The following is a 12,006-nucleotide window of genomic DNA, read 5'->3' on the forward strand; positions in this document are numbered from 1 at the left end:
CCTAGTCATGACAATCTATTAACGCCAATAACGTCTTCCACGCCAATTTTTCCACTTGTCACGAATCTTATCACGTAATTTCCTTATACCGCTTCTTACACCTTCTATTACGCACTCTATTATGATATCTATTACAATGTAACTTACAAATCTAGTTATAGGTTTAATCACATATCTCCTTACGAATTCAAAAACATCGTCAATCTTGCGTCCCTCCCGCTCGTACAAAAAACTGCTACTTCCCATTCTTTTTGCGCAATCTACGTTCTGTTACAACCGCTGCGCCTACTGCAGTAGCTATCAACAAAAATAGTACGGCGATAGCGTCCACAATGAGGTTATTGAATTTGGACGAAACCCCAACAAATACTAACGCTATTGTTAATACTGCTAGCATAATTATCGTTATCTTATCTTCGTTCATCATTGTCCTCTCCGATTACTCACGGTTCTCTCTCCAAGACTTTATAAAGCCACCGACAACTTTACTGCAATTGTTCCCGTAATTAATTTATTATCGTTGTAATCCATCTTCTACTACCTGCGTAACAGTTCCATTTGGTTCGAAGATTACACGTAATGTTCCTTCGCCGCCATAACCGGTATAGCCGTATACTGAATACGATTTATATTTCTCAATCATACGTGGCTGTCCAATCGCAGCTTTTACTTGATTCGCAGGCATACCTTTTTTGATTTTCAAATAGTGATTATAGTCTACTTCCGCCGAATCGTTATTTACATCTTTATACCACGGTACGCGGTCGTTTTTTTCTTCATATTTCTTTACAGGCTCTTCACTGCTTTTCGTAGATACCTGACTCTCTTTATCCGCATCCTTTATAGCAGTGCGTTCAATATTAACAACGTAACCATATGTATTTAATTCAACCATAATTTCATATGTACCATCCGTATCCTTTTCAGTATAAAACACGCGTTTTTCCTTGTTATTATAATGTTTTATGTTCTCACCACCGTAGTTAATCTTGTTAAGGATATCCGTATATGTCATGCCTTCCTCAATCTTTTCGGCTTCGTCACGAGAAATATAACGCTTCTGTGACGATGTAGCGTCCTCATATTTAATGCTGTCACGTTCGCTCGTAGTCATAGGGGTTTCCTTCTGTTCTTTTAGTACTTCCGCTTCCGATTTCACTTGTTGCTTTGCTCCCGCTTTTGTTAACACGTCTGTATCGTTAGAACAAGCTCCAAATATTGATGCTGTAACCAACGTCATCCCTAATACCAGTACTTTCTTAAATGACTTCATTGTAATTCCTCCGGTAGTTTTTAATTTCTAGTAATCAGCGTATTTTAATTAATATGGAACGAGTCAGTTCTATACAATTCGATATAGCCTGCACCTTCATGCATCCTCTTTAGCCTTCTTCTTGCATATATTCGTTATCTTTGTCATGCTCTTTTTCTTTTTAGCGCAAAAGAAAAGACCTTCTTAACGATTTGGTTTCATCGCTAAGAAGGTCTTTATATGCAACCTACCCATTCAATTACCACTTAGAATAAAGGGATGAAAAAACTTAGCAATCTTCTGGCTTACCAGCATTCGACGCTGTACGGAAAGATGATCCGCATCCACATGATGCGATCGCGTTTGGATTGTCGATTGTGAATCCGCCGCCAAGCATAGATTGCTTATAGTCAACTTTCACTCCCTTTACAATCGGAGCACTTTCTTTATCGATAACAAATTCAACACCGAAAAACTCAAGAACTGTGTCGTCTTCTTTTGGTTCTACTTCAAATCCTAAGCCGTAAGAAAGACCACTACATCCGCCGCCATGTACAGCAAGGCGCACGTACTTCTCTCCATCTTCAGCATCTTTTAACATATCTTTAATTTGAAAAGCTGCTTGTTCTGTTACTTCAATCATGAAATACACCATCCTTTCTGTTCTCATTCTATTATACATCTTTACGCTTCTATCTTGTACTCATACACTCCGCGGCAAATTATTTCCGCAGGTCCTTTCATTAATACATTTCCTTCTTCTGTCCATGCGATCATTAAGTCGCCGCCTGCTAAGTGAACCGTAATTTCTTTACCGTGTTCCATTTTCCCATTTAAAATTGCCGCAACGACAGCTGCGCATGCTCCTGTCCCGCAAGCTTGTGTTACACCAGATCCTCGTTCCCAAACGCGGAAATTCATCTCTTCATCATTCAAAATCTCGATGAATTCAACATTCACTCGCTCTGGGAACATTTCATGCGTCTCAAGAACCGGTCCTAACGTTGTAAGAGGCGCGTTTTCTACATCATCAACAAAAATAACCGCATGTGGATTCCCCATTGAAACAGCTGTAAATGCATAACGGTGATTATTGTATAAGAAGTTTTCACGAATAAATGGTGTTTCTCCTTCACCAAGCATCGGTATCTCTTCACGTGTTAAACGAGGTGCTCCCATGTCGATTTTCGCTAATGTAACTTTGTCATCTTCTACCGTTACTTCTGCCGTAACAATACCAGCTAACGTTTCAATTGTGAAAACTTTACCTTCTACTAGTTTATGCTCATACGCATATTTCGCTACGCAGCGTAAACCATTTCCACAGCTCTTTCCTTCTGAGCCATCGTTATTAAACATGCGCATTTTTACTGGTGCCACGTCAGAAGGACAAATTAAAATCATTCCATCTGCACCAATACCAGTATTAATATTTGAAACCTTTTCCGCTACAATTGCTAAATCTTCTTCTCTAATTTGTTCCTCAAACATATTTACATATATATAACTATTTCCAAGACCATGCATTTTTGTAAAAGAAAATTGGCTCATTTTTATTCACTCCAAAAATAATTTATTATTTCAAGTATAAAATGCATGCTTTTAGAACACAATATGAATGTCCCCCGTTTCTCATATTTGACAGTGTTTTGGCAATAGGCCGTTCTTACACAAATCGTGTAAGAAAAAAGCCCTTCTAAAAGGGCTTTTTTTTTCGAAATAAACACTCCTAATAAAGTGAAACTTTAATCAGTGGGGGGACGGGCAACACGGCTTCAACCTAACTTCTTTGCTTCAGCTGAATTTTGAGGTGGGAGTCTTACTGCCCGCAAATAGCGGGATAAATGAAAAAAGAAAAACGTTGCCTGTTTGCAACGCTTTAAAACATTGGATTTTCATCCATATAATCATATACATTATTTACAAGTTCTTCTACTGTTGCACCTTGTACAACTTCACCATTTACAAGTGCAAATGGACCTTCAAAACAGATGCCACAATATCCTAAACAACCATATTCCATTACGTCTAAATTAGGATCTTTTTCTAATTTTTCTAAAGCTGCTTGCGAACCGCTTGCAAGGTTACCTACACAAAATTCGATTAATGGTTTAATCAAAACTCTCTCCCCCCTGTATCTCTAAACAAATTACCATTTACTTTATATGGTATGTGCATACCTAATTTGCGAAACGGATAAGTAACCCTCTCTACTTATTACCATTCCACTTTATTTATAAGAAGAAAACTAAGCTGTTTCTTGTTGTTTTCGTTATATATTCTAAACTATTTAGTTACTTCACTATTTCACTTCATAATAGATGGTCTTCTTTATATAACATACTACTCATAATGAAATAGTAAATAGTAACTAGAAAATGAAAACCACTTACTTTACTTTTCTTCTTATTGTACAACAGAGTATTCATTCATGCATTGTTATTTGTTCACAAATTCGATATAATTTGATTGTGTAAAGTCAAAATATTTTATTAATATAAAATTGTATGATTAGGGGATATTTCAACAGAAAAGGGGTAATCCATCATGAAACACCTCGTACTACTAGGTGGTGGCTACGGTGGAATGAGAATTCTGCAGCGGCTACTTCCAAGCAACCAACTTCCAGATGATGTACAAGTGACATTAATCGACAAAGTACCATATCATTGCTTTAAAACTGAATATTATGCATTAGTTGCGGGTACAATTTCAGAAACGCATATTCGCATACCGTTTCCTGAGCACCCACGTCTCAATATTCAATACGGAACAGTAACAAATATTGACCTCGAAACGAAAGCCATTCATCTCGATGGCGGTGAAACGATTCAATATGATGATTTAATTATCGGGCTTGGCTGTGAAGATAAATATCATAACGTTCCTGGGGCAAAGGAATATACACATAGCCTACAATCAATTGAACAAACACGTAAGACATATGAACAATTAAATAGCTTAGAACCAAATGCAACAGTAGCTGTCGTTGGGGCTGGTTTAAGCGGCGTTGAAGTGGCAAGTGAACTTCGCGAAAGCCGTTCAGATTTAAAAATCTATTTATTTGATCGAAAAGATAGAATTTTATTCCCATATCCAGAGAAATTAAGTAGATACGTAGAAGAATGGTTTGTAAAACATAAAGTTACCATTATACGAAACTCTAACATTACAAAAGTGGAACCAAACATTGTATACAACCATGATGAACCACTTGAATGTGATGCAATCGTCTGGACAGCTGGTATTCAAGCAAATGAAGTTGTTCGAAACCTTCCAGTAGAACAAGATGGTAGCGGACGGGTTGTTTTAACTAAATATCACAATATTCCAAATAATGAGCACGTTTATGTCGTAGGAGATTGTGCAGCACTTCCACACGCACCATCTGCTCAACTTGCTGAAGGTCAAGGAGAACAAATTGTCCAAATATTATTAAAACGTTGGAATAATGAACCCCTTCCTGATGAACTGCCTGTTATTAAATTAAAAGGTGTTCTCGGTTCTCTCGGCAAAAAACACGGATTTGGTTTACTAGCAAACCAACCATTAATGGGACGTGTACCGAGATTATTAAAATCCGGTCTTCTTTGGATGTACAAATATCATAACGGTTAATACTTTAAAGGCTGCCTACATAGTAGACAGCCTTTTTCTATTCATTTTTTGTAACTACTCAGTCACTCTATGAAAAACCGACAAAAAAGCATTTTTTTAAATGGTCGAGAGGGACTGGCTATGTATAGGATCGGTCAGTGACTTTTCCTGCCACGCGCAAAGTTTTAAAACAAAGAAAAAAGATGTTCCTTCTAAAGAGACTTTATTTTTCTATTTTTCTCTCTTTTTGATACGATATAACTAGAATCAGAAAGGAGCAATTTATGTTTATATTAAAAGACATCACATATAAAGATATTCTACACATTCCTTATTTACAGATTCAAAAAGAAAAAACAACTTGTATTATCGGTGAAAGTGGTAGTGGTAAAAGCACATTACTTCGCATGTTAAACGATTTACAATCACCAACATCTGGCACAATTGAATATAACGGAAAATCTATTTTAGATTATCCTCCCATTCAATTACGCCGTGAAGTTGTCATGCTCGGACAAACTTCGCCTATTTTTGATGGAACAATTAAAGATAATTTATTAATGGGACTTAGATTTTCTGAAAAGCCATTTCCAAATGACGACGCCTTGCAAGGCGCATTAACGACTGTTAGCCTAGATAAAAAATTAGAAGATAACGCCTCTTCTTTATCAGGTGGCGAAAAACAAAGACTTGCTTTCGCTCGTATTATACTAATGGATCCGCCCGTCTATTTATTAGATGAACCAACTTCGGCACTAGATGGTGACACAGAACGCCGCGTTATGAAACAATTCACTCTACTGGCAAAAGAAAAGAAAAAAACAGTTATCTTCATCACGCACTCGCAACAACTTCCAGAAGAAATCGCAGACGATATTATTGAAATTAGTAAAACAAACGGTGCAACTAGAAAGGAAGTGCTATCAATTGAAGGGCGTTATTGAACTACAAATTTGGCAACTTGCAGCTGCATATATTTTCATCCTTATTTTAATCGGGCTTGTGAAATTAAAAGGAATACCGCGTGAGAAACAAATTACAATTGCTACATTACGTATGACAATTCAGCTTGTACTAGTTGCATATGTTCTTACATACATATTTGAAAATAGTAATCCGTTTTATACAATAGCTCTCATTACTTCTATTACTACATTTGCTATTTTCAACATTTATAAACGAATAAACCTTCCTATGTCAAAAGAATTAAAAAGAGTTGCTGCCATTTCCATGATTGCTGGATCAATTGGCCCTCTTCTACTATTTATCTTTGTCATTATCGGACACGATCCTTGGTATGCTCCGCAATATATCGTTCCTATTGCCGGCATGCTAATCGGTAACGCTATGACAGGTATTTGCCTCGGGGCAAACACCTTTTTAAACAGTATGAAATCACAAAGAGACCATATTGAAGGTGCACTTATGCTTGGCGCAACTCCAAAACAAGCAGCTGCTCCGCTCATACGGGACGCTTTCGATTCTGCTATTTTACCAACAATTAATTCCATGGTCGGAATGGGAATTATAAGTCTCCCAGGCATGATGACAGGACAAATTTTATCCGGTGTATCACCATTTACAGCTATCCAATATCAAATTGCGATTATACTTGGCATTTCTGGAAGTACAGCTTTCTCTGTTATTATCTTCTTACAGCTTGGGTATAAAACGTTCTTTAATAAGCGGTGCCAGTTGAAAGAAGTTGACGTACAATCATAAAAAAGACGCTCTGCAAGTTACTTACAGAGCGTCTTTTTTCTTTGCTAATCTTACGCTTTCTTAACGAACTGTGATTTTAACTTCATAGCTCCGAAACCATCGATTTTACAATCAATATCGTGATCTCCCTCAACTAGACGGATACTCTTTACTTTCGTACCAATCTTTACAACTGAAGAAGTTCCTTTTACTTTTAAATCTTTAATTACAGTAACAGCATCGCCATCTTGAAGAACGTTTCCGTTCGCATCTTTTACAACTTTTGCACCATCATTACTTTCAGCTTCCGCTTCTTGACCCCACTCATGGGCACATTCTGGACATACGAAAAGAGCGCCATCCTCATACGTATATTCTGAATTACATTTTGGACAATTTGGTAAAGTAGCCATAAATTCATTTCCTCCGTTCATTATTTATACGTAAAAATCAAATTTGATGTTTACATCTCGATAAATAAAATTTGTACAGCATTTCTTTATAGTGCCATAGTCTTACGTTATTGACAAGCCTACCTGGAATTCTCATTTTTTATTGTATTTTACAAAATTTCAATTAGTATGGCGTTTTGTGTTCACATTTTTCGTTAATTAGCTTATTCGACATGTACTTCTTCCATCCAGCTGCTTGTCTTGGATTTCACTACTATTAAGTGCTCATTTTCCCATTTTAGTTTGCCTAAAAATCTAGAATAGACTACTGCATTCCCTACTTCTTCTACGAGTAATTTATTTACTACTCTTAGCCCTTTATCGTTATACACTTCACACATTAGCTGAAATCCTTCCGAACGATGAATTCCTTTTAATATAGCCGTTTTCTTTCGACTTGGGCTCTTCTTCGGTGTTTTATCCACTAAAAACACAATCTCGTAATTCTCTTTCTCTATTTCTTGAAGCGCTTCATTCACATACTCTTTAATCATTTCTAATGATATTTTTGAATACTTTTCAATAGCTGGCACGACATAGAGGTAAACCAACTCACAAAAATGCTTATACTTCTCCTCAACTGATTCCAAATTTAAAAATTGCATATAATCATAAGGCACGGATATACAAATCTCCCCTCGGACCTCATGTAGTTCATAAGAAATATCTTTATTAGGATTTGCTAGACAGTAGATATCAATATTTTCTACATTTTCTAATCCAAGATCCCACTTACTTAATTCCTTTGAAAAAATCAATTCAAAAATTCTCATTTCATGTAATCGATTATAATGTTTTTTAGGACGTTTCTTAGCCCAATCATAAAAATGTACATCCATCATACTCTCTTTTCCTCCTAATATTATTTACTTTTCTAATATATAAAAAGAAGAACCCTCACAAGATTCTTCTTTTCAAAATGAACGAGCTCTCTCTAGAAACTCCAACTATTCTCTTCAATGTAAAATTGATATTCTTCTAACTCTTCTTCACTTAACTTCTTATTATTCTCATATACTTCTTGCCATTCAAAATAGTCTTCACTAAAATAAACAGCAAATTTAATTTTTATATTTTTCTTCTCTTCATAATCATAACCAGTAAACTCTACTACGTCATAATCCTTTTCTTTCTTTACAAACTTCCAAGTTGGATTATCATTCATAACCTCTAAAGTAAATCCTTCATCACTTGAACGAACAACATTTTTTATATTCGGCTCAGTTGGTAACAAGGAGAGTCCGAACGTGGCTACACCAAATACTATCCCTACTATAACTTGTAAACCAATCATACCAGCAAAACTAGCGCCACCCTTTGATTGTAAGTAATACGCCTTCTCATGATCAAGCGTATCTTCTGCTTTATGTAAAATACGAACAGCGTGCTTATAATATAAACGGTTTCCTTGCCATCCAGTAAATATCATCATTACTAATTGAAAAGCTAAACTAATTGATAAAAAAATCCCATCCGGAATGTCTATAAAAGGGGCTACAAGTACACTAGGTACCGATAATAATGTAAGTATAATAAACAACTTATACATTTTACGATAAGCTAACCAAAAAGTTGGAAAGAAAAAGGCTACCCAATTCCACGTATTCCCTTGCGCTGGGTTTTCTACTTTGCCCCATTTAAAGTCATAATAAGCTGTATTCTTTTGAACAACTTTATGTAATTCTTGCGGAGAAATTGTTTCTTGTAAAACAGTGTCCTTCACGTACATCATCCTTCTCTTATTTCTATATAACTTTATTGTATATCTATAAAAAGAAGGAATCTAACAAAAAATAGTTATATTTCATAAAAATGAACAAAAATCGAATACATTCCGACAATTATCCATTCTATATTCCATTTTACTATTAAATATATTAGAATACTCATATATAAGACATTTAATACACTATGTTAAATATCTTGTATATTCGCAAAAAAGGATGTATCAAAATCATTTTGACACACCCTTCTCCTGTTAAACTACTATTGTAATATGACCAAACCTAAAATCTCGACTTAAGAGACTTCACAAATTAGCTCTCTACTATTTCAAACATATTTCCACTTACACAACTATCCCACATTACCCTTCACTTTCTCAATAACATCTTCTATACGCTTAGCTATACATTCTGGCTCCCAATCTCCCTCACCATGCATAGCTGTATAAACCGGATAATTCTCATCATTACTATCTAAAAAGATCGGGTCTCCGAGATAGGAATCTATCCCAATTACAATCCATCCCTCTTTCCAATCTCCCTCTTCATTTCCGACTAAGCTTTGCCCTTCCTCATCAAAGCTATAACCAAGTTGTCCTTCTTCTATTTCTTCACTATTAAATAATTCGATTGTCATAGGTTCAAATTCACACTCTAACTCAATTTCATTATCCTCAGCGTGATCTACATGTGCTAAAAGTTGTTTAATTTTATTGTGGTTAATCATAAGATTTTCTCCCTCTATTGCGCAATTTTTTAATTAACTATAATATACAAAATAAAGTTTATAAAACTATTATTTGAGGTGACCAAATATGAAGACTACACTTTGGGCAGAAGATGACTATTTAAAATTAGCACCTATTAACGACGAACTAATAAAAAAAGCAGAAGAAGTACTAAACGTAAAGCTCCCAGAATCGTACATAAATCTTCTAAAAGAACAAAACGGAGGAACTCTTCGATTAGATACTCATCCTACTTCAGAGCCAAATTCTTGGGCAGACGATCACGTTAATGTTTCTGGATTATATGGCATTTCTTTTGATGAAAATGAGTCTAGTATTTTAGAGAGCCATTATTTAATTCAGGAATGGGACATGCCTGAGAATATCGTGCTTTTATCTGGTGACGGACATACGTGGATTGCACTAGACTATCGAAACGTAGCTGAAAATCCTCCAGTTATATTTATCGATAATGAGTTTGAGGAAATTATTGAATTAGCACCTAATTTTGAAAGCTTCTTACAAAACTTAACTACGTACGATTATGATGAAGAGTAAACCTATCTCTAAAGGAGTGCGCAATAGTGCAAGATTTCATTATAAAGTGAAGGCTTTTACGGGCAGTTGATCTCCCACCTGACTTCTTTGCTCCAGCCGAATTTTGAAGTGAGAGTCTTACTGCCCGTTAATGCGGGATAAACATCAAAAAGAACAGTCTATTGCATAATGTTTCACATGAAACTATCCATTCCATGACTCCTGTACTAGCTGTCGTTCCAATATTACAAGAAAAAGCATTTTTACTTCTTACCTGTTTCTCTTTCTACAACTTAAAACAGTACGAACAAGCTAACCGCTACTTACAGCAATATTTGCATTGTGCTGTACATCTTAATACCGAGGAAAAAGAGCAAGTATTCTTTCTTGAAGTTGATATGTATATGAAAAAACTAGTAGAAGGCATAATGTGAAATTACATTGTACTTTCTACTAGTGCTCTATATTCCTCTTGTAACTTTTTAAATTGTTCTTCATACTTTTGCATCTTTACCGTATCCGTTTTCGAATTAAGGAATTGTCTTCTTCTCCCAGTCACCATTATATTTTCCCCCTCTATTGCATCATTCATATATACGTAAGGTTTAAAAAACTTACATTTCGTATATGGCAATGCTACAGATAATTTTGCATACTCTTCCACCTTAAATTGATTAGATAAACTTAACTCTCGTAAATTTTTCAATTGGATTAAAGGTTCTAACGAATCATCTTTAACCTTTAAGTTCATAAGAGTAAGTTTTTTTAAATGCTGTAATGCAACGAGTGGTTGTAAAGTTTGTACTTTCATTGCTGTATTTATCCCACCGCCCATGTAAAAGGTATTGAGTTGCGGACACTTACTTAAAGCACTTAAATCTTCTAGCTTAGAAAAATCATCAATTAATAAGGATTTGAGTTTTTTATTATACGCGATATCCCATAACGTCTTCGCTTTTGTATTCCAGCACATATACAACTGTTGTAAATCTGATAACTTCTGAAGGCTACTTAAATCCTCGACCCTCATTTCGTAAACGTACAATATATTTGGACGAGCGTACGTAAGAATATGCTCAAATTGCTTTTGATTTACTGCGAAAACCCATAACTTCTTAACTTGTAAAGATACTAATCGTTCTATATTTTTTGTTTTCCCCTCAATCGCTAATTCTTCTAAACTAGCAGTAACATTTTCCAAGTCCTTTATAATCCTCGGCTGCTCACCAATCGGAAACATTTTATCCTCTCCTACAATTCCCAAGTAATATTCATCTCTTCAAATGAATCCTTACATACTTCCAATCCTTCTTCATCATCCGTTCCAATCATCGCTACCTCTTCTTTAGACAACTTAATTTCCTTGTTTGGATTTTGAATTTTTCTCTCATACACTACTTGTAAAAGCTCTAGTTGTTCCTCTGTCAGTTCATACTCTTCTTCCAATCTTTCCATTGCTGATTCCGTATCAAGTAATGGAATTTCTAATAAAAATCCACCGTGCTCTTCCATCTCTTCAAATGAATCGATTGAATACGCACCGTTATCATCAATCCAAAATGCTGTCGTAATGAAAGGAACTGTTTCCCCCTCTACCTCTTCTAATACGTATTGGAGTGCTTCCTCTTTAGCAATTTCTAGCACTTCTGAAGGTGCCCCTTCGAAATAATTTACTGCATCAATCCACTCATCAATTCTCTCACTATTCACATCTTGAATACATACGATCGTGTAATTCGGATGGAAAGTAATTGTCCCTTGTCCACCTTGACTATATTGCATACTATAGTTAAATTCATCCCATGAACTTTCATGTGAGAAATCAGGAGCATGTGCTACAAAAATTGCATCTGCAATCGACTTTAAGATGCAGCCTTTCCATAGTTGTTCTTTATTTATATGTAATTTATATTTATTCATCCGCTTCCCCGCCTACATATTTTTTTATATTACCTGTCAAACTCTCATTCCTTGTAAAGTACTTTTACGGTATGTAACAATATGAAATAACAGTA

Annotated in this window: 16 protein-coding genes and 1 pseudogene; 5 read left to right on the top strand and 12 right to left on the bottom strand. The window is 35.5% G+C overall.

Going from position 1 to position 12,006, the window contains the following annotated elements; all coding sequences use genetic code 11:
• Nucleotides 1–18: 18 nt before the first annotated feature.
• The 6 genes from MR155_RS21880 to MR155_RS21905 form a co-directional block, all read right to left on the bottom strand.
• The gene (locus MR155_RS21880; protein WP_242311073.1) at nucleotides 19–246 is read right to left on the bottom strand and encodes a hypothetical protein; all 228 of its coding nucleotides are present in this window, start codon (nucleotides 244–246) and stop codon (nucleotides 19–21) included.
• Nucleotides 236–427: a hypothetical protein gene (locus MR155_RS21885; RefSeq protein WP_061690101.1), complete on the bottom strand. Its 192-nt coding sequence runs from the start codon at nucleotides 425–427 to the stop codon at nucleotides 236–238. Before MR155_RS21885 ends, MR155_RS21880 begins: the two co-directional genes overlap by 11 nt.
• Nucleotides 428–514: 87 nt before the next feature.
• Nucleotides 515–1,273: a hypothetical protein gene (locus MR155_RS21890; RefSeq protein ID WP_061690100.1), complete on the bottom strand. Its 759-nt coding sequence runs from the start codon at nucleotides 1,271–1,273 to the stop codon at nucleotides 515–517.
• A 268-nt stretch (nucleotides 1,274–1,541) separates the two neighbouring features.
• On the bottom strand, nucleotides 1,542–1,895 hold the full coding sequence (locus MR155_RS21895) for a HesB/IscA family protein (RefSeq protein ID WP_002034566.1): 354 nt from the start codon (nucleotides 1,893–1,895) through the stop codon (nucleotides 1,542–1,544).
• A gap of 41 nt (nucleotides 1,896–1,936) precedes the next feature.
• Entirely contained in the window at nucleotides 1,937–2,803 is an 867-nt protein-coding gene (dapF, locus tag MR155_RS21900; RefSeq protein WP_012261916.1) for a diaminopimelate epimerase, read from the bottom strand.
• A 328-nt stretch (nucleotides 2,804–3,131) separates the two neighbouring features.
• Nucleotides 3,132–3,371, bottom strand: a complete 240-nt coding sequence (locus MR155_RS21905; protein ID WP_002015892.1) for a YuzB family protein — start codon at nucleotides 3,369–3,371, stop codon at nucleotides 3,132–3,134.
• Nucleotides 3,372–3,799: 428 nt separating this feature from the next.
• On the opposite strand from MR155_RS21905, the gene MR155_RS21910 reads away from it, so the two are divergent.
• The 3 genes from MR155_RS21910 (at nucleotide 3,800) to MR155_RS21920 (ending at nucleotide 6,571) form a co-directional block, all read left to right on the top strand.
• Nucleotides 3,800–4,870 carry an NAD(P)/FAD-dependent oxidoreductase gene (locus tag MR155_RS21910; protein WP_002192372.1) on the top strand — a complete coding sequence of 357 codons (1,071 nt, stop codon included), beginning with the start codon at nucleotides 3,800–3,802 and terminating at the stop codon, nucleotides 4,868–4,870.
• Between the two features lie 263 nt (nucleotides 4,871–5,133).
• Nucleotides 5,134–5,793: an ABC transporter ATP-binding protein gene (locus MR155_RS21915; protein ID WP_242311074.1), complete on the top strand. Its 660-nt coding sequence runs from the start codon at nucleotides 5,134–5,136 to the stop codon at nucleotides 5,791–5,793.
• On the top strand, nucleotides 5,777–6,571 hold the full coding sequence (locus tag MR155_RS21920) for an ABC transporter permease (protein ID WP_219301058.1): 795 nt from the start codon (nucleotides 5,777–5,779) through the stop codon (nucleotides 6,569–6,571). Before MR155_RS21915 ends, MR155_RS21920 begins: the two co-directional genes overlap by 17 nt.
• A gap of 50 nt (nucleotides 6,572–6,621) precedes the next feature.
• Here MR155_RS21920 and phnA read toward each other — a convergent pair whose 3' ends face one another.
• The 4 genes from phnA to MR155_RS21940 form a co-directional block, all read right to left on the bottom strand.
• Nucleotides 6,622–6,963, bottom strand: coding sequence for an alkylphosphonate utilization operon protein PhnA (gene phnA, locus MR155_RS21925; RefSeq protein WP_002089332.1), 342 nt, complete (start codon nucleotides 6,961–6,963; stop codon nucleotides 6,622–6,624).
• A gap of 203 nt (nucleotides 6,964–7,166) precedes the next feature.
• Nucleotides 7,167–7,844: a hypothetical protein gene (locus tag MR155_RS21930; RefSeq protein ID WP_242311075.1), complete on the bottom strand. Its 678-nt coding sequence runs from the start codon at nucleotides 7,842–7,844 to the stop codon at nucleotides 7,167–7,169.
• Nucleotides 7,845–7,936: 92 nt separating this feature from the next.
• Nucleotides 7,937–8,731: a DUF2628 domain-containing protein gene (locus MR155_RS21935; protein WP_242311076.1), complete on the bottom strand. Its 795-nt coding sequence runs from the start codon at nucleotides 8,729–8,731 to the stop codon at nucleotides 7,937–7,939.
• A gap of 347 nt (nucleotides 8,732–9,078) precedes the next feature.
• On the bottom strand, nucleotides 9,079–9,453 hold the full coding sequence (locus MR155_RS21940; RefSeq protein WP_242311077.1) for a hypothetical protein: 375 nt from the start codon (nucleotides 9,451–9,453) through the stop codon (nucleotides 9,079–9,081).
• 88 nt (nucleotides 9,454–9,541) lie between these two features.
• Between MR155_RS21940 and MR155_RS21945 the strand changes: the two genes are divergently transcribed.
• Nucleotides 9,542–10,012, top strand: coding sequence for an SMI1/KNR4 family protein (locus MR155_RS21945; protein ID WP_242311078.1), 471 nt, complete (start codon nucleotides 9,542–9,544; stop codon nucleotides 10,010–10,012).
• Between the two features lie 137 nt (nucleotides 10,013–10,149).
• A pseudogene (locus MR155_RS21950) lies at nucleotides 10,150–10,425 on the top strand (DUF4304 domain-containing protein); the annotation flags it as partial.
• 2 nt (nucleotides 10,426–10,427) lie between these two features.
• On the opposite strand, the gene MR155_RS21955 reads toward MR155_RS21950, so the two are convergent.
• Complete coding sequence (locus MR155_RS21955) at nucleotides 10,428–11,231, bottom strand: leucine-rich repeat domain-containing protein (RefSeq protein ID WP_242311079.1); 804 nt, start codon at nucleotides 11,229–11,231, stop codon at nucleotides 10,428–10,430.
• A gap of 11 nt (nucleotides 11,232–11,242) precedes the next feature.
• A complete protein-coding gene (locus MR155_RS21960) occupies nucleotides 11,243–11,911 on the bottom strand; it encodes a hypothetical protein (protein ID WP_242311080.1) in 669 nt (222 codons plus the stop codon).
• Nucleotides 11,912–12,006 lie beyond the last annotated feature (95 nt).

It is taken from the genome of Bacillus cereus group sp. BfR-BA-01331 (assembly GCF_022663915.1).
In the GTDB taxonomy this organism is placed as follows: Bacteria; Bacillota; Bacilli; order Bacillales; family Bacillaceae_G; genus Bacillus_A; species Bacillus_A mycoides.

Coding starts and splice junctions, on each gene's coding strand:
- MR155_RS21880 (WP_242311073.1), bottom strand. CDS start 246: ATGGGAAGTAGCAGTTTTTTGTACGAGCGGGAGGGACGCAAGATTGAC.
- MR155_RS21885 (WP_061690101.1), bottom strand. CDS start 427: ATGATGAACGAAGATAAGATAACGATAATTATGCTAGCAGTATTAACA.
- MR155_RS21890 (WP_061690100.1), bottom strand. CDS start 1,273: ATGAAGTCATTTAAGAAAGTACTGGTATTAGGGATGACGTTGGTTACA.
- MR155_RS21895 (WP_002034566.1), bottom strand. CDS start 1,895: ATGATTGAAGTAACAGAACAAGCAGCTTTTCAAATTAAAGATATGTTA.
- dapF (WP_012261916.1), bottom strand. CDS start 2,803: ATGAGCCAATTTTCTTTTACAAAAATGCATGGTCTTGGAAATAGTTAT.
- MR155_RS21910 (WP_002192372.1), top strand. CDS start 3,800: ATGAAACACCTCGTACTACTAGGTGGTGGCTACGGTGGAATGAGAATT.
- MR155_RS21915 (WP_242311074.1), top strand. CDS start 5,134: ATGTTTATATTAAAAGACATCACATATAAAGATATTCTACACATTCCT.
- phnA (WP_002089332.1), bottom strand. CDS start 6,963: ATGGCTACTTTACCAAATTGTCCAAAATGTAATTCAGAATATACGTAT.
- MR155_RS21930 (WP_242311075.1), bottom strand. CDS start 7,844: ATGATGGATGTACATTTTTATGATTGGGCTAAGAAACGTCCTAAAAAA.
- MR155_RS21935 (WP_242311076.1), bottom strand. CDS start 8,731: ATGTACGTGAAGGACACTGTTTTACAAGAAACAATTTCTCCGCAAGAA.
- MR155_RS21940 (WP_242311077.1), bottom strand. CDS start 9,453: ATGATTAACCACAATAAAATTAAACAACTTTTAGCACATGTAGATCAC.
- MR155_RS21945 (WP_242311078.1), top strand. CDS start 9,542: ATGAAGACTACACTTTGGGCAGAAGATGACTATTTAAAATTAGCACCT.
- MR155_RS21955 (WP_242311079.1), bottom strand. CDS start 11,231: ATGTTTCCGATTGGTGAGCAGCCGAGGATTATAAAGGACTTGGAAAAT.
- MR155_RS21960 (WP_242311080.1), bottom strand. CDS start 11,911: ATGAATAAATATAAATTACATATAAATAAAGAACAACTATGGAAAGGC.